General features: G+C 62.0%; 19 protein-coding genes. 18 read left to right on the top strand and 1 reads right to left on the bottom strand.

The window, feature by feature from the left end; genetic code table 11:
• Positions 1-2: 2 nt before the first annotated feature.
• The 3 genes from C7W88_RS12945 to C7W88_RS12935 are packed head-to-tail and all read left to right on the top strand — an operon-like array spanning position 3 to position 2,238.
• Complete coding sequence (locus C7W88_RS12945; protein WP_118073844.1) at positions 3-254, top strand: hypothetical protein; 252 nt, start codon at positions 3-5, stop codon at positions 252-254.
• Positions 251-775, top strand: a complete 525-nt coding sequence (locus tag C7W88_RS12940) for a terminase small subunit (RefSeq protein WP_118073843.1) — start codon at positions 251-253, stop codon at positions 773-775. The genes C7W88_RS12945 and C7W88_RS12940 overlap by 4 nt, the downstream gene beginning before the upstream one ends.
• Positions 772-2,238 (top strand): PBSX family phage terminase large subunit, encoded by a 1,467-nt coding sequence (locus tag C7W88_RS12935; protein WP_118073842.1) that lies wholly within the window; start codon positions 772-774, stop codon positions 2,236-2,238. Before C7W88_RS12940 ends, C7W88_RS12935 begins: the two co-directional genes overlap by 4 nt.
• On the opposite strand, the gene C7W88_RS12930 is transcribed toward C7W88_RS12935, so the two are convergent.
• Complete coding sequence (locus tag C7W88_RS12930; protein WP_162896041.1) at positions 2,235-2,453, bottom strand: hypothetical protein; 219 nt, start codon at positions 2,451-2,453, stop codon at positions 2,235-2,237. The two genes, C7W88_RS12935 and C7W88_RS12930, sit on opposite strands and share 4 nt — an antisense overlap.
• Positions 2,454-2,483: 30 nt before the next feature.
• On the opposite strand from C7W88_RS12930, the gene C7W88_RS12925 reads away from it, so the two are divergent.
• From C7W88_RS12925 to C7W88_RS12855, 15 genes are all read left to right on the top strand, one after another.
• Complete coding sequence (locus tag C7W88_RS12925) at positions 2,484-4,010, top strand: DUF1073 domain-containing protein (protein WP_118073840.1); 1,527 nt, start codon at positions 2,484-2,486, stop codon at positions 4,008-4,010.
• A gap of 62 nt (positions 4,011-4,072) precedes the next feature.
• Positions 4,073-4,789, top strand: coding sequence for a phage minor head protein (locus C7W88_RS12920; protein ID WP_205525182.1), 717 nt, complete (start codon positions 4,073-4,075; stop codon positions 4,787-4,789).
• Between the two features lie 42 nt (positions 4,790-4,831).
• Positions 4,832-7,222 carry an SGNH/GDSL hydrolase family protein gene (locus C7W88_RS12915; RefSeq protein WP_118073839.1) on the top strand — a complete coding sequence of 797 codons (2,391 nt, stop codon included), beginning with the start codon at positions 4,832-4,834 and terminating at the stop codon, positions 7,220-7,222.
• Between the two features lie 11 nt (positions 7,223-7,233).
• On the top strand, positions 7,234-8,211 hold the full coding sequence (locus C7W88_RS12910; protein ID WP_118073838.1) for a hypothetical protein: 978 nt from the start codon (positions 7,234-7,236) through the stop codon (positions 8,209-8,211).
• Between the two features lie 154 nt (positions 8,212-8,365).
• Entirely contained in the window at positions 8,366-9,634 is a 1,269-nt protein-coding gene (locus tag C7W88_RS12905; RefSeq protein ID WP_118073837.1) for a DUF2213 domain-containing protein, read from the top strand.
• A gap of 4 nt (positions 9,635-9,638) precedes the next feature.
• Positions 9,639-10,328: a hypothetical protein gene (locus C7W88_RS12900; protein ID WP_118073836.1), complete on the top strand. Its 690-nt coding sequence runs from the start codon at positions 9,639-9,641 to the stop codon at positions 10,326-10,328.
• A 6-nt stretch (positions 10,329-10,334) separates the two neighbouring features.
• Entirely contained in the window at positions 10,335-11,438 is a 1,104-nt protein-coding gene (locus C7W88_RS12895; RefSeq protein ID WP_118073835.1) for a major capsid family protein, read from the top strand.
• Between the two features lie 27 nt (positions 11,439-11,465).
• Complete coding sequence (locus C7W88_RS12890) at positions 11,466-11,864, top strand: hypothetical protein (RefSeq protein WP_118073834.1); 399 nt, start codon at positions 11,466-11,468, stop codon at positions 11,862-11,864.
• Between the two features lie 4 nt (positions 11,865-11,868).
• On the top strand, positions 11,869-12,351 hold the full coding sequence (locus C7W88_RS12885) for a DUF4054 domain-containing protein (RefSeq protein WP_118073833.1): 483 nt from the start codon (positions 11,869-11,871) through the stop codon (positions 12,349-12,351).
• Positions 12,296-12,820, top strand: coding sequence for a hypothetical protein (locus C7W88_RS12880; RefSeq protein WP_162896040.1), 525 nt, complete (start codon positions 12,296-12,298; stop codon positions 12,818-12,820). The genes C7W88_RS12885 and C7W88_RS12880 overlap by 56 nt, the downstream gene beginning before the upstream one ends.
• Before the next feature lie 202 nt (positions 12,821-13,022).
• Complete coding sequence (locus C7W88_RS12875; protein WP_118073831.1) at positions 13,023-13,430, top strand: hypothetical protein; 408 nt, start codon at positions 13,023-13,025, stop codon at positions 13,428-13,430.
• Positions 13,379-13,954: a hypothetical protein gene (locus tag C7W88_RS12870; protein WP_205525181.1), complete on the top strand. Its 576-nt coding sequence runs from the start codon at positions 13,379-13,381 to the stop codon at positions 13,952-13,954. The genes C7W88_RS12875 and C7W88_RS12870 overlap by 52 nt, the downstream gene beginning before the upstream one ends.
• The gene (locus tag C7W88_RS12865; protein ID WP_118073829.1) at positions 13,948-15,438 is read left to right on the top strand and encodes a DUF3383 domain-containing protein; all 1,491 of its coding nucleotides are present in this window, start codon (positions 13,948-13,950) and stop codon (positions 15,436-15,438) included. Before C7W88_RS12870 ends, C7W88_RS12865 begins: the two co-directional genes overlap by 7 nt.
• A 12-nt stretch (positions 15,439-15,450) precedes the next feature.
• On the top strand, positions 15,451-15,894 hold the full coding sequence (locus C7W88_RS12860) for a hypothetical protein (RefSeq protein WP_118073828.1): 444 nt from the start codon (positions 15,451-15,453) through the stop codon (positions 15,892-15,894).
• A 7-nt stretch (positions 15,895-15,901) separates the two neighbouring features.
• On the top strand, positions 15,902-16,435 hold the full coding sequence (locus C7W88_RS12855; RefSeq protein ID WP_205525180.1) for a hypothetical protein: 534 nt from the start codon (positions 15,902-15,904) through the stop codon (positions 16,433-16,435).
• The last annotated feature ends 78 nt before the right edge of the window (positions 16,436-16,513 follow it).

Raw genomic sequence — 16,513 nt, 5'->3', positions numbered from 1 at the left:
TCATGGAATACGATCCCAACTGCTGCGAGACCTGCCGGCTGATGGCAGAGGTTGAGGCGGGCGCCGTTAAGAGCGATGTCTTTCATTCGGATGCGACCGTTGCGCCGGAGATAGAGCGCGCGGCGAAGGCCTTGTTCCTTTACGATTGCCTGGACCCTCGAATGCTGTGGGAGGATTTAGGCGAAGTTGGCAGGTCTGATATGCGAGCTGGCGCAATCGCCGTCATCACGGCTTGGGTGGGGCAGCCAACATGAGCCTGACGCCAAAGCAGGAGGCGTTCGTTCGTGAATACCTCATCGATCTCAACGCAACGCAAGCCGCCATACGGGCAGGCTACAGCCCGAAGACGGCGAAGCAGCAGGGGGCGCGACTGTTGACGAATGTTGACGTCTCCACAGCCCTCATGGCGGCAAAGGCGGAGAGGTCGGAAAAGACCAAGGTCGATGCCGAATGGGTGCTGACCCGCCTTGCCAGCGATGCCACAGCCGACCTTGCCGAGCTCTACGATGCGGAAGGCAACCTGAAGCCGATTCATGATTGGCCGATGGTGTTCCGCACTGGCCTAGTCGCAGGCATTGAGGTTGAAGAGCTGTTCGAGGGACGTGGCCAAGACAGGGTTGCGATCGGCCGTGTCCGCAAGATCAAGCTGCTCGATCGTACCAAGGTCGTCGAGTTGGTGGGCAAGCACGTCGACGTCTCAGCCTTCAAGGAGACTGCGGCACAAACCGTCAACGTCAACATCTCCGCCCCGACCTATCGCGTCGTTGAAGAATGACCTCCGAAGTCATCGATATCTTCCCGGCCTATCGGGACTACCTGCAGCCGGCGCGCTTCAAGGTCGCCTATGGTGGCCGTGGCAGCGCCAAGACGCGTACCTTCTGCACCATCCTGACCAGCAATGTCCTTTACCATGGCTGGCGGGTCGTCTGTTTCCGCGAGATCATGGAGAGCATCGCGGACAGCGTCTACCAGGAGTTCGTTGCCGAGATCGAACGGCGCGGGCTCGACGATCACTTCGAGATCCTGAAGACCGAGATCAACTGCCGGACCAGTGGCGGCTGCATCAAGTTCAGCGGCATCAGGGCCAATGCCACCCGCCTCAACACCCAGAAGCTCAAGGGCTTCTCCAATTTCGATGCGGCATGGCTGGAGGAAGCCAACCCAGTTTCAGCGGAAAGCTGGCGGGCTCTGATACCGACGCTGCGAAAGGACGGCTCCGAGATCTGGGTCAGTTTCAACCCAGAGAACCCGCTCGAAGACACCTACCAGCGCTTCGTTGCCGACCCGATCTATCCGGCGGAGAAGGACGGCCGCGCCTACTGCATCGTCAAGAAGATCAACTTCACTGACAATCCGCGATTCCCCAAGGAACTGCGCGACGATGCGGAAATCATGCGACAGTCGGATCCTGAGCTTTACCGGCATGTCTATCTCGGCGAGCCAGTGGCCGACAACGCTCTGTCGATCATCAAGCCGATGTGGGTCGAGGCGGCGCTCGATGCTCATCTCTCGATCGCTGACTTCCCTGTCGGCGGTGGCCGGATCGGTGGTTTTGACGTCAGTGGCGGTGTCGAGGGCGATGTGGCCGCCCCGAAGACGCAGGACCCGAATGCGATGGCATGGCGATACGGCTGCGTCCTGTCCGGCCTTGAGGAATGGCACGATGACAACCCCAACGCTGCGGCGGCACATGCCTATGCCCTTGCACAACGCGAACTGCTCGATACCCTTCACATCGACGATATCGGTGTCGGCGCATCAGTGCCTGGCGAACTGCGTCGGCTTGAGGGAGAAATCAAAACCAAGGCGCAAATCGCGGGTCTGAAGTTCAAGCCCTGCCGGTTCAATGGCTGGACCGCATCGGAGGCGCCAGACCGGCCGGAGCGTGAATACCAGCCTGGCAAAACACATGGCGACATGTTCGCCAACCTCAAGGCGCAGGGCTGGGGCCTGCTTGCTGACAGGTTCCGCAACACCTGGCAGGCACGTAATGGCTTGCCCTACGACCGCAAGGCCCTGATCTCGATCCCCTCTGGCCTGCCGCTACGAGAAAAGCTGGCAGCGGAACTGACGCAGCCGAGACGGGAAAGCGTCAATGGCCGCATGAAGGTCGAGAGCAAGAAGTCGCTGAAGAAGCGCGGCATCCCGTCGCACAACCTCGCCGACGCTGCTGTCATGGCCTTCTGGGAAGGGCGCGGCGGTCTCGTCATCAACCCCGAAGCCTTGCGCGCTGCCTAATCCGGTTCCGGCCCCTTCACGATCCGCGCCACGGCCTCGGCATCATGCTCGGCCAATGCGATCCGGATCGATTCCGTCTCGGCATCATCCATCCCAATCCCGCGCAGGATCGCTTCCTGCTCCGGCCATGAACGGACTGACGCAATAGCGGCGATGATGAGGTCGTCGAGACTGAGCACTGGCACGCCATAGCACAGACCGGTGGCGGGTAACATGGACCTTACACGTTCGGCCCACGAGGTTTCATGTTCAACCGCATCCGAGCCGCATGGCGCGCCCTGTTCAAGTCGACGACGGCCATGCCAGTGCAGGCCGAAGTCTTGCCCGAGCGCCGCGGCATCTCCATGGCCGCGATCTGGGAGGCGGGCCGTCACAGCGGTTCTGCGGTCTACATGCCAGAGCAGACCTTTGCGCGCCCCGATCCCCTGCCCGGTGTCCTGCCCCAAGGCATGGCGCTGGACGCGATGCCTTCGACCGGCGACATCAGTGCCTACGCCGCACAACAGGACTATCACGAAGGCTTGGGCTTCCTCGGCTATCCCTACCTCGCCGAACTGTCGCAGCGCGCCGAATACCGGCACGTCGCCTCGATCTGGGCCGAGCACTGCACCAGGAAGTGGATCAAGATCAGTGGCGACGACGCCAAGGTAAAGAAGATCGAGGCGGAGTTGCAGCGTCTCGCCGTGCGCGAACTGTTCCGGGAAGCCATCGAGAAGGAATGCTTCTTTGGCCGGATCCAGATCTTCATGGACTTCGGCGACTACGACCGGCCTGCAGAGCTGCAGGTTCCGCTGGTCATGGACAACCGCAAGATCAACGACAAGCGCCCCCTGAAGCGCCTCGCCGTGGTCGAGCCGATGTGGAGCTACCCCGGCCCCTATGATGCGCAGAACCCGCTGGCGCCGGACTTCTACAAGCCCGCGTCCTGGTACATGTCGGGCCGCATCGTGCATGCCAGTCGCCTGCTCACCATGGTTGGCCGCCCGATGCCGAACATGCTGAAACCTGCCTATGCGTTCGGTGGTGTCGCCTTGACGCAGATGTGCAAGCCCTACGTCGACAACTGGTTGCGGGCGCGGCAGTCCGTTTCGGACCTGATCCATTCCTTCTCGGTCATGGTGCTGAAGACGAATACCGACGGCGTTCTGCAAGGTGGCACTGGCGAAAATCTCTGGGCCCGCGCCGACCTGTTCAACAAGACACGCGACAACCGCGGGATCTTCGTTGTTGACAAGAACGATGAGGACTTCGCCAACGTCTCGGCGCCCATCGCTGGGCTGGATAAGCTCCAGGCGCAGGCCTTGGAGCAGATCGCGTCGGTCTCCGGTATTCCGTTGGTCATCCTGCTCGGCATCACCCCATCGGGGCTCAATGCCAGTTCCGAAGGCGAAATCCGCGTCTTCTACGACAAGATCATGGCCTATCTCGAGAAGGTCTGCGGCCCCGAACTGCACACCCTGCTGCAAGTCGTCCAGCTCAGCCTCTTCGGCGACATCGATCCCAAGATCACGTTCGAGTTCGAATCGCTGTGGGAGATGAGCGACAAGGACAAGGCCGACATCCGCAAGGCCGATGCCGAGGCTGATGGCATCTACATCGACAAGGGTGTCATTGATGCCGACGAGTGCCGCGCGCGCCTCAACGACGAGGAAGGCGGCATGTATGCCGGGGCTTTGGCTGGGCCTGCTCCGGGGATGCCTGATGATGGTGGGGATGATGATCTCAGCGGCGACCTCAGCGACGAGCAGGAGCCGTTCGAGACAGCACTGTGACCCTAACCCCGATCCGACCCAGCGCCCCGATCCGCAACCGCTACGAAGCCCGCGTCCATGCCTTGCTCGACATCATGAGCGCTGACGTGATCAAGGCGGTGGAGAGGCAGTGGGTGAGCGATGAACCGGAAACGGTGCTGCTCGGTGCGGACAAGTCGCCCTCGGAACTGCTCCGCGAGTTGATGCGACGCCTCGCCAAGCACTGGCAGAGTCGGTTCGATGATTTGGCCGACTCCATGGCCGATTACTTCGCGACTGCAGTCCAGAAGCGTTGCGATCTCACTTTGGCGTCACAGCTGCGCAAGGCCGGCTTCTCGATCCGCTTCAAGATGACCCCCGCAATGCGCGACGCCTTTAACGCCGTCCGCGCCGAAAACGTCAGCCTGATCAAGTCAATCGGCAGCCAGCACCTTGCCAAGGTCGAGCAGTTGGTGATGCAGTCCGTTTCGCAGGGTCGCGATCTCGGCACCCTGACCAAGGAATTGCAACGCCAGACCGGTGTGTCGAGGCGGCGGGCGTCGTTCATCGCGCGTCATCAGAACAACATGGCAACCTCGACCATGCGCAGTGTCCGCGAGCAAGAAGCGGGCATTACCGAAGGCATCTGGATGCACAGCGGCGGCGGCAAGGAGCCGCGACCGGAACACAAGTCCTTTTCCGGCAAGCGCTTCAAGCTTGGTGAGGGCCACGACTTCGGCGACGGCTTCGGAAAAGTGCTGCCCGGCCAAGCGATCAATTGCCGCTGCACCTGGCGTCCTGTCATCCCCGGCTTCGAGTGATCCGCCCCTCCCCCGTATCCTGACATTACGGAGGAGTAACCGATGCCATCTAGCCTCGTCACGCTGGTCAAGATCAACGTCAGCAACACCGGTTCCGGTGCGATCACGCTGGGCTCTGCGGCTGAAGGCTACAGGGGCCGTGAAGTCCTGACCAATGGCACCGTCTATTCCTATTCGATCCAACAAGGTTCGGCATGGGAGTTCGGGCGCGGTACCTATCTATCGGAATCAGCGCAGCTCGTCCGGTCCGTGATCGATAGCAGCGATGGTGGCGCAGCGATCTCGTTGCGGCCCAATGCACAGGTATCGCTGACAGCGATTGCCGAAGACCTGATGCCGCAGACGCAGCTGACGGTAGGAATCCAAGCCGATCGTGAGGCTGCAGAGGCGGCCAAGGGCATTGCCGAGACTGCGGCCGGTACAGCGACGACCAAGGCCGGTGAGGCCGCTTCCTCTGCGGCCCTCTCCCAAGAATGGGCGGAAAGGGCCAACACCGCCGTCCCGTTCCTGCTCCGCTCTGACCTGATCGCAGCGCCCGGTGCGACCGATGGGTATAGTGCTTCAGTGACGGCCGACAGCGGCACACACACGGCGGTTAGCGGGGAAGCGGCGCTTGGCGGTTCGGCAGCAACCGTCGGCGCAGCGATCCCCAACAATGGCCGGTACACTCGCGTCTCTGGCGCTTGGCTGCGCACGGGCGATCTGGACAGCCAAACAGCGGGATTGATTGTCGACGGCGCTACAACTCCGAGCGTGGCGCTATTTGAGCCAATGGTCGTTCCGGGCGTGAACGACGAAGACACTTTCGGGGTGCCGCTCCTAAGAGACAGCAACCGGCGCGTGGTTCTTCGCGCCGCGCCGGTCAGCCTGATTCAGCGAGTTGCCGACAATGAAAGTGCAGTTGCCGATCTGACTGCCTTAGTCGGCGCAGGACCATTGAGCGTTTCGCCTTTCGAACCCATGATCGTTCCGGGCGTGAACGACGAACAGAGCCTCGGGGTGCCGCTTATCCGCGACAGGGACGGTCGCGTTGTCGTCCGCGCTGCACCCGCTTCGTTGCTGCCCCGTGTGAACAATGCCCTGGATGTGCATGGCTATCCGTTGGCTGTCGCGCAGGACATGCACCTGTTGCGTTGGACCCGAATGCGCCAACGGCAGCTTGAGCAGAAGGGCATAATCGGACTGACGCTGACGGCGGGCGGATCAGGATATACGAGCGCGCCGAGCGTGACCTTCTCCGGCGGTGGATCGAACGCCAAGATTGCCGCACCGCAAGCCAATTCTGTCATCACGGGCAATGCCGTTACTGCGCTCAGCCTGAATTATGCCGGTGCCTTCCGTGATGCCGCGACAACCGTTTCTCTCACGGGAGGGGGTGGCACCGGCGCGACTGCGGTGGCGGTAATGCCGCAATTCTCGGTCACTTTGATCGGCGACAGCTATTTCGAAGACCCCAGCAATCAGGGCCGGTACATCGCGGAAGGGTTGCAGAACCGCTATGGCCTCGCAGCTCTAGGATGGGTCAGTCTCGTTTCCAACGTCTATATCCGGGGATTCTTCTTCAGCTACGCACGATCGGGCTTCACCGTTGTCGACAGCAACGCGGCGTCACCTTACCCGGCTCCTGAAAATCAGGCCGTGGTCAGCACCACCACCGGCCATTCCGTACAAATGGCTTTGGCGTCGTCTACTCCCCGTCCGACCACAGCCAAGCTGTTCTACTACGGCGTTGACGGGGCAACGATCCGCTATCGTTGGGATGCGGCAGATAGCTGGAAATCTCTCACCCTGAGCGGGTCGGGCAATCAGGTCGCCAGTCTCGATCTGACCGGCATGCCCGCAACGGGCACGTCGCCGACGCTTCGGTTTGAGCATGTGAGCGGCACTGTCGTGCTGTACGGCATCTACTTCGGCGCGAATGAACCGGGCGTCATTGTCAACAAGCTGGGCAACAACGGTTCGCTGGCGCGCGAATGGGCCTTGCTGGATCAGACCCAGTTGGTTGCGGCCTGGTCGCAGGTCCCTACCGATCTAGCGATCATCTGTCTCGGCACCAATGACAAAGGCGGAGGCAGAACGGCGGCTCAGTTCGCAGCTGACATTGCGACCATCGTTGCCAATTGCCGCGCTGCGTGGCCCGCAACAACGGGAAGCTCGGCGCAACCGGCTGCTGACATCGTACTGCTGATGCCGCCTGCCATTTACCCGCATCTGGGCAACACGGTCGCCGATTACGATCTGGCGGTTCGCGCCATAGCGCGCGGCCTTAACTGCGCGCTTGTGTCGGACATCTATCCCTTTGGCAGCGATGCCAGCGCTTATCGGGGCTGGATGGATAACGTCGACGGCGACGGCACCGGGTATCATCCGAGCAATCACAAGGGTGCCTACCTCGCAGCAGATACCGTGCTGCGCGAAGTCTTCAACATCTAGGAGTTCCATCAATGCCCAACCTGCATGTGCTCCAGGCACCGAACGCGGTTCCATTTGCTCCAGACGATTTTGCCGAACTCGACCCAATCTTGGTCCAGAGCAATGGCGCGTTCCGGTTCCTCATCGATACAACCTATGGTCGATGCTATCCGGGCGGTGATCCGAACACGCGAAGCGCTCCCGGTGCTCCCGCAGATGGCGCGGCGCTGTATGACACTGCTCAGGTCGCTGACGGCGCATTCCGGCGTGCTTCCGGGCAAGCTGTAACCTATGCAGGCGGCGGCTTCGAACTCAACGCCGTGACGGCGCGGGGCGGCGGTTTCATTGAGGCTCCCGCATCGGTAAACTTGGACCTGTGGGACGATGCACCTGAGGGGGCAGATAACCCCGGTGAAAGTCAGGCATGGGCAGAGTGCTTCTACCTGATCTGGCCTAACAGCAGCACGTGGACCGGCTTCCTCAATTCCGGCTTTACTCAGGTGCCGATCGTTCATTCGACCGCAGGGGGTGCGTTCTCGTCTCCCGGCGAGCGCGTCTGGCTTGGGATTGGCGCTGACGGCACCGTCTACGGGATGTTCCAGCAAAGCGCTGGCGACGTGCTGGATACGAACTTCAAGCGGATTCTGGTCGGTTCGGTGAACGCTAACCTGCACCGGGGATTGCTTACACAGGTTCTGCTCTACCGTAAGGCCGATGGCACCATTGGCCTGCGCTTGCGCTCCAGCGCGGCAACACATACCCCGGCCACGCAGACCGCTACGGCCAACACTTCCGACTTCAGCGCGAATACCGGGAAGCTGGGGGCAACCTCCTGCAGTGCGTGGGCTGCTTCCGGCATGAACCTGTCCGCGAGCAAGTTCCGCCTGTTCCGCTGGTGGATTGCGAACCTGAACCGCAAGGCGTTCGATCCGATCGCCAAAGCGGACGAAGACTATTCCAATGTTCAAGCGCGACTGGCTGCGACAAGCGGAATCTACTCAGCAGCATGAGCCTCGCCGAAGCGCTCCGCGAAGTGGGGCAAGGCCGCTGCCAGCGCATAGCCTCTCCCGGCAAGTGGAAGGTCTGGCGCGAGGGGGACAAGGTTAAGCACGAAAGGACGGGGCGACGGCTATCCTGAGATTACAACCTCAGGGGCTTGTTCTGATGACCACCCTCCTCCTCGCCATGGACCGCGCCACGGTTCGTAGACGCGACATCAACGGCTACATGCACGTCGAGGTCAGCAACATCTCGAAGGCCAATGTCTGCCCCTACTACGGCTCGGAGATTCCGGGCTGGCAGGAGCATGGCCTCGAACCTGACAAGCTCTACCAGCTCTACCGCTGCCCTGATGAACTCCAGCGCGGTGCAGAGACTTTCAACAACGTCCCCCTGCTCTCCCAGCATGTGCCGGTGATCCCTGAGGACGGCCTGCCCGAAGATCTGATTATCGGTTCTACCGGCACAGACGCCTTCTTCGACGGCATCTATCTCCGCAACAGCTTGGTGATCTGGTCTGCCGAGTACCAGGAAGCCATCGAAGAAGGCCGTCAGCGTGAGCTCAGCTGCGGCTACCGCTACCGCGCCGACATGACCGCAGGGAGCACGCCCGAGGGTTTGCGTTACGACGGTGTAATGCGTGACATCATGGCTAACCACGTAGCGCTCGTCATCGAGGGTCGCGCGGGTCCGGACGTTGTAGTCGGAGACGATGTGATGAAGCTCAAGTCGCGCACTGCGCTGATGATTTCCGGGGCTCTGCAGTCCCATATTCGCCCCTTGCTCGCTGCCGATGCCAAGGTCGATCTCGCCCCTGTCCTGATCGCCTGCGATGCCGCATCGCTCGCCAAGGACGGTTCGGCGAAGAAGCTGGCTGGCAAGGTTGCCGAGCTGGTGAAGCCGCATCTCGCCGCCGACAAGGCGCTGGATGCCGACGCACTGGCGACCGCTATCGGTGCTGTCACTCCCCTCGCTCTCGACGAAGACAAGATCGCCGAAGACGAGGACGAGGAAGGCGACAAGCAGGCCGAGGATGAAGACCCCGAGGCAAAGGAAGCCGAAGATGAGGACGATGATGACGACAAGGACGTGAAGGGCATGGATGCCGCTTCGGTCCGGAAGCTCATCGCCGATGCCGAACAGCGTGGAGCCCGTCGGGTCGCAGCGATGGACCAGGCCAAGGCCGATGTCGCCCCTCTGGTCGGTGAAGTCGTCGGAATGGACAGCGCCGAGGCGATCTACCGTTTCGCGCTCGATAGCGTCGGCTTCGAAAAGTCAGCCACTGAGAAGGCACCGCTTGCCACCCTCAAGGCGATGGTTGCGCGTGAGGCTGAGCGCAAGGCCGCCCCGATGGCGCAGGATCGCCGCATCCCAGCCACGGGCAGCAAGCTTGCCGCGATCGTCGGCGATCTCCCCACCATGATCCGGAGCTAAGACCATGGCTTTCCAGACTTCCGTCGCAACGCAGCAGAGCCCCGGTATCGAAGGTGGCTTCTGCGGCGCCAACCCGATTTTCACCTTGACCAACCCCGACGAGGGCATGTGGGTCGCGGGCTCTGCCGGCGTGACCATCGGCCAGTTCGCGTGGGCCAACACCGCAAATGGTCAGGTTTCGTCGGCTCACCCCGGCGTCGCCACCGTTCGTTATGGCTTCGTTCATCGCGATCAGCCTGCTGTGATCACGGGGCTGCTCTCCGGAACCTCGAACCTCGTGGTCGCAGGCCAGGGTATCGACCTGCTTGAAGATGGACCGGTCTGGGCTCGCTTCGCTGCTGGTGCGACCATCGGCCACAAGGTCTACATGTCCTACGCCGATGGCTCGGTCGTGTCGGCCGTAACTGGCGCAGCCGCAACGGTCACCCGCTCGGTCACCACGACCAACGCCTCAACCACGATCAGCTACACCGGCGGCGCGATCTATGCCGGCCAGCCCGTCTCTGGGACCGGCATTCCGGCGGGAGCCTACATCGTCAGCGTCAACGCCACGGCGGGGACTGCCGTCCTGAGCGCTGCGGCGACTGCCTCGGGCACGGTCACTGGCACCTTCACCACCAACTACGAGACCGCCTGGAGCGTCCGCAGCACTGCGGGCAACGGCGAGCTCGCCAAGATCAGCGTCCGGGGGTAACTGAAAATGCGCGATCCGATTCTTCGTCAGGAACTCGCCGAGCGCGGCGTATTCTTCCCCGCCAATGCGGTCTTCGGCCACGACGGCAGCAACGACGGCAAGGCCCGCTTCGACCAGATGAAGCGCGATTACACCCTTGCGCTCGATGCCTTCCCGCACCTGCGCACTGCGGTGCAGGCCATGGACGCACAGCCCGGCCTCGCCACCTCGGTCAACGCCGGTGTGCTGCTGGCCTCGGTGTCGGTCATCGACCCTGAAGTCGTCCGTGTTCTCTTCACGCCGATGCGTGCTGCCGAGATCCTTGGCGGCGAGGCTCAGAAGGGTTCTTGGGTTGACCAGGTCGCCTACTTCCCGATGGCGGAAAGCACCGGCCAGGTCGCGACCTATGGCGACTACAGCGCCAACGGCAGTGTCGATGCCAATGCGCAGTGGAACTATCGCCAGCCCTACACCTGGCAGGCGTTCAAGCGCTATGGCGAACAACAGCTCGAGCGCTGGGCCGCCGCTGGCCTCAACTACGCCTCGGAACTGGACATCAGTCTTGCACTGACGTTCTCGAAGTTCTCGAACAAGACCTACTTCTACGGCGTTACCGGGCTGGTCAATTACGGCCTGCTCAATGATCCGTCGCTGATCACGCCGATCTCGCCGAATGCCAAGACGAACACCAGCGATGGTGTCCGCTGGACCTACGCAACGGCGCTCGAAATCTTCAACGACGTCAAGAAGCTCTACACCAAGCTGGTTACCCAGATGGGCGGCAACGTCGAGATGACCGACCAGATGACGCTGGTTCTGTCGACCACGGCGCAGCCCTTCATGATCACCACCAACGACTTCGGCATCACGGTCGAGGACATGCTCAAGAAGGCATTCCCGAACCTGACGATCAAGGCCGCTCCGGAATACTCGACGGGTTCGGGTGAGCTGGTGCAGCTGATCCTGCCGACCGTCGATGGCGTGAAGACCGGCTATCCGGCCTACACCGAGAAGCAGCGTGCGCACGCTCTTGTGACCGAAGGTTCGTCCTGGTCGCAGAAGAACAGTGCCGGTTCGTGGGGTGCCATCATCCGCCGGCCGATCGCTATCGCCCAGATGCTCGGCATCTGATCCAACACAACGAAGGAACACCAGCCCATGTTCGTCGGTTGCAAGCTCCCCCACGGCCTCACGGTCGATCACCTGAACGAGACCATCACGCTCAACGGCGCTAATGTTGGCTACGATGCCGACACGCCATGGGCGAATGGCGCCGCTCCTGACAGCCTGCTGCGCGCCAATGGCGTCGGACTCACCGAGATCGCCGACCCGAAGAAGCAGGATGCGTTCAAGGCCTGGTTCGAGATCGCCGGCAAGGGTCACGGACCTGTCAAGTCTGGCCTGATCTTCATCGTCGACAAGCGCGCCGATGCGGAGAAGGAGACGCAGCTGCTCGAAGGCGAGAAGACCGGCCTTGACGGCCTCGATCCTTCGAAGGACCTCCCCGCTGGCGTCACCACAGAACCGGATAGCGCTAAGGGCAAGAAGAAGGGCTGATACCATGGCTATAGCGGTGTTCTCTTACGCCGCGTGGATTGCGAGGTATCCGGAGTTCACGGGGGCGGTCAGCGAGGAGCAGGCCGCCCTCTTTTTTGCCGAAGCAGGGCTCTATCTCGACAATACCGACGCTTCGATCGTGCAGGACGCTGCCGTGCGCCTTGTCCTGCTCAACATGCTCGTCGCCCACATCGCGGTGTTGGCGGGGGCTCTGGAACCGGGCGGCAAACCCTCCGGGCTGGTGGGGCGCGTGTCGTCGGCATCAGAGGGGGCGGTTTCTGTCCAGACCGAAACCGGCCTGATGCCTGGCACGGCCGTCTGGTTCCAGCAGAGCAGTTACGGGCTAAGCTTCTGGCAGGCAACGAAGCCTTACCGCTCGGCCCGCTACATCCCTGCTGCGCCATACAACTTCGAGCCTAGGGGCTGTCGCTGTGGCGGAGGTAAGAGGGGGCGAGAAGCTGGCGGAGGCCCTGAAGCAGATCCGTGACAGGGTTCGCAGCGGTACTGAGGTGCGTGTCGGCTTTCTCGAGAACGCGACTTACCCCGATGGCACGAAGGTCGCGACTGTGGCCGCGATCAACAACTTCGGTGCGCCTGAGGCTGGCATTCCGGCACGTCCGTTCTTTTCCGAGATGGTGGCGCGCAATTCGCCGGAATGGGGCGACAAGTTTGCCGACGTGCTGGTCGAGGCCGATTACGATGCAGAGGTCGCGCTAGGGCTGATGGGCGACGGCATGGCGGGGCAACTGAGGCAGTCCATCGTCGACACTGAATCGCCGCCAAACAGTCCAGTTACCAACCTGCTGAAACAGCGCTTTCCCACCGGCGACGGCATGGAGTTCAGCGATGTGCTGCAGGCCCGCGCCGATGTCGCGGCGGGGGCAACGGCTCCGGCGGGCAAGCCTCTGTCATGGTCTGGGCACATGCTGGCTTCGGTGGACAAGGAGGTGATATGATCCGCTGGCTTCTCTCCCTGTTCGCATGGCGCGAGGTCCACGATTCTGACCTCTGGCATGGCGTTTGGTCCTATCAGGAGAACCGGATTACCGGCGCTCGAAGGGCTGTTCGTGTCAACGGTGGGTACAATCCGCTCAATCGCGATTGGCTAGAGCGGCGCGCCCCTGCCGATCTCCCCTTGCCCCCTCCCCCGAGCCGCAAATGATCAATCTCCGATCCATGGCCAACCGCCTCACCTCTGGCGTCAATCCGAATGTCACGGCCACGCTGCTCGTGAGCACTGGCTATGCGACCGATGCCGCTGGGCTGCAGGTTCCGACCTATGCCGCGCCGGAAACTGTGACGGTGCAGGTTCAGGCATTGACGCAGAAAGAGCTGCAGCACCTCGACAAGCTCAACATCACCAATGGGCAGGCCGGTGTGTTCGTGGATCGCCAGTTGAACAGCGCCGACCGCAGCACTGGCAGCGGTGGCGATGTTTTCCAGTTCCCCGACAGCCCCAGCATTCCGGCCGACTTGCGCGGCTCCGAATGGCTGGTCGTGGCCGTGCTTGAAGGTTGGCCCGGCTCTGGCTGGTGCCGCGCCGCGATCACGAGGCAGATGTCGTGACACCTTCCCTCACCCTGACAGCAGCCTTCACCGCACTGCGGATCTTCCTGCTCGGCATCCTTCCGGCGGGCACGGAAGTAACTCAGGGGCAGGCCAACCGCGTCCCGATGCCTCAGGGCAGGAATTTCGTCGTCATGACCCCGATGCGCTTCGAACAGATGGCGCAGACGGTGCACCAGGTCACGCCACCAAATGCCCCTGCCCCCGCACTGGGCACGGACGAAATCGCGCGCTCGATGGCGCTGCATTTTCAACTCGACGTCTACGGTCCCAGCTCTGGCGAGAACGCGACGGTTATCACGACGCTGCTTCGGGATAGCTATGGCACCGAAGCCTTCATAGCCACGGGCTTCAGCCCGCTCTACGTCGAAGACCCTTTTCAGATGCCGCTCGTCGCGGGCGAACAGCAATGGATGCAGCGCTGGACGATCCGGCTTGCCCTCCATGGCCACTTCGTCGTGACCGTGCCGCAGAGCTTTGCTGATACCCTCATTACAGAGTTGTCGGAGGTTTCTTCATGGTAGCCAGCATTCCTGCATCGGCGATCGTCAGCGTCCAGCCCGCCGTTATCGACGCGGGCGGTTCGGGCCTCGATCTCGTCGGTCTCTTCCTCACCGATTCGGCGCAGATCCCGGCAGGCTCTGTTCTGTCGTTCGCCACTGCCGCCGATGTATCGGCCTACTTCGGCCCGCTCAGCACTGAGGCGACGCTGGCAAGCACCTACTTTGCCGGTTATGACGGATCGAGCATCAAGCCTGCCAATCTCCTTTTCTACCGCTATGCCACAGCAAACATCGCCTCGTTCCTGCGCGGTGGCAGCGTTTCCGGCCTGACCCTGACCCAGTTGCAGGCACTTTCCGGCACCCTGACGATCACCGTAAACGGTTCGGCAAAGACCAGCTCGTCGATCAACCTCAGCGCAGCCACGAGCTTCAGCAACGCCGCAACGATCATTGCGGCCGCCTTCACTTCGCCGGGCTTTGTCGTCAGCTATGACAGCATCAGCGGCGGCTTCCTGTTCACCAACTCGACCACTGGCGCAGCTTCGACGATCACCGTTGCAACGGGCACGTTGGCCGCTGGGCTGAAGCTCACGTCCGCGACCGGTGCAGTTACCTCGCAGGGCGCCGATGCCTATGTGCCTGGCACTGCCATGGCCGCCGTCATCGCCCTGACGCAGGACTTTGTCAGCTTCTCGACCACGTTCGAGCCAAGCGATTCCGATAAGCTCCTGTTCGCCGCTTGGGTTGACGCCCAGAACAGCCGCTACCTCTATGTCGGCTGGGATGACGACAGCGCCGCAACGGTCAACGGAGATACCACATCGTTCGGCTCGCAGGTTCGTGATAACGGGCTTGGTGGCGTCTCGCCGGTCTATGACCCGAGCAATGGCGCCACTGTCGCGGCATTCGTCATGGGCGCAATTGCCAGCATCGACTTCAGCGCCGACAATGGCCGTGCAACGCTGGCTTTCCGCACCGGTGCCGTGAACCCCGGCGTCTCGAATGCCACCATCGCCAACAACCTCAAGGCGAACGGCTACAACTTCGTCGGGCGCTATGCCACGGCCAACGACCAGTTCGTGTTCCTCTACCCCGGCCAGTGCAGCGGCGATTTCGATTGGATCGATTCGTACATCTGTCAGGTCTGGATGAACAACGCGTTCCAGCTTGCCCTGATGAACCTCCTGACCGGCACTGGTTCTGTTCCGTACAATGCCGAGGGCTATGCGCTGATCGAAGCCAGCCTGCGCGGCGTCATCGACTCCGCTCTGTCATTCGGTGCGATCCGCGCCGGTGTCAGCCTCTCCGCTCAGCAGATTGCCGAGGTCAATGCCGCAGCCGGTGGCGATATCGCCCAGGCGCTCGAACAGCAGGGCTGGTTCGTGAAGGTCGGCACTGCGTCGGCTGAGGTTCGCGCCGCTCGTGGTTCGCCGCCGATCAAGGTCTTCTACACCGACGGCCAGTCGGTGCAGCAGATCAACCTCACCAGCGTCAACGTCCAGTAAGGGGCAGGATAGATGGCCAACAATCGCACCCTCACCAGCGCCAACGCGATCCTGCTTATTGCCGTAAACCCGATCTTCCCGATCGCGGTGCGCATTCAGGGTTTCAGCGCCGACGACATCACGGACATGGACAACATCGACCCCGTCGAAACGTCGATGGGTATCGATGGTCGCCTCAGCGCCGGATTCGTGCCGGTTGCCGTGCGTCAGAACATCACGCTGCAGGCTGATTCCAAGAGCAACGACTTCTTCGAGTATTGGGCCACCTACGAGCGGACCCAGAAGGAGAAGATCGTCGCTTCCGGAACGCTGATCATCCCGGCGACGGACCGGCAGTACACCATGACGCGCGGCTTCCTGCGCACCTATTCCCCTATGCCCGCTGCACGTCGATCGTTGCAGCCGCGCCGGTTCACGCTGGAATGGGAACAGGTCGTACCGACCCCGAAGATCTGAGGCTGACATGGCGCGCAAGTTCAAAGTTATCACGATTGCCGCCGAGGGTCGTGACAGGGGCAAGTCGTTCCTGATCGTGGAAAAGTCGGCTTACGATGCCGAGAAGTGGGCGACGCGGGCCATGCTTGCTCTTTCCCGTGCCGGTGCGACCGTTGACGAGGACGCCATCGCATCCGGCGCGCTGGGCATTCTGGCAACTGGTCTCGATGCTTTCCGCGTCCTGCCGTTCGACGAAGCGGAACCGCTGCTCGACGAAATGATGACCTGCGTCCATTTCGTGCCCGATCCGGCCAAGGTCGACGCCATGTCGGGGCGCCCGGTGACGCGACCGCTGATGCTGCCCGACGACTTCAACGACGGCGACATCGAGGAAGTGGCAACACTGATCCAGGTCCGCGAGGAGGTGCTTTCCTTGCATCTGGGTTTTTCGTTGGCCGCCGTGCTGTCCAGTATGGCGGCGAGTCTGCGTACGAGCCGGCAGAATACGTCAACGTCCCCCGCACCTGCGGAGCCTGCATCGGAGCCGGCCGGGCCAGCCTGATCGAGTTGCAGACGGTCTATGGGCTTGAGGACGTCTATGATCTCATGGAGGTCAGCATTGTCGGCAGCGAGAATGAGC

The organism is Novosphingobium sp. THN1 (assembly GCF_003454795.1).
Classification (GTDB): Bacteria; Pseudomonadota; Alphaproteobacteria; order Sphingomonadales; family Sphingomonadaceae; genus Novosphingobium.
Note: the sequence above shows the minus strand (reverse complement) of the source record. Positions and strands in the feature narration are given on the sequence as shown.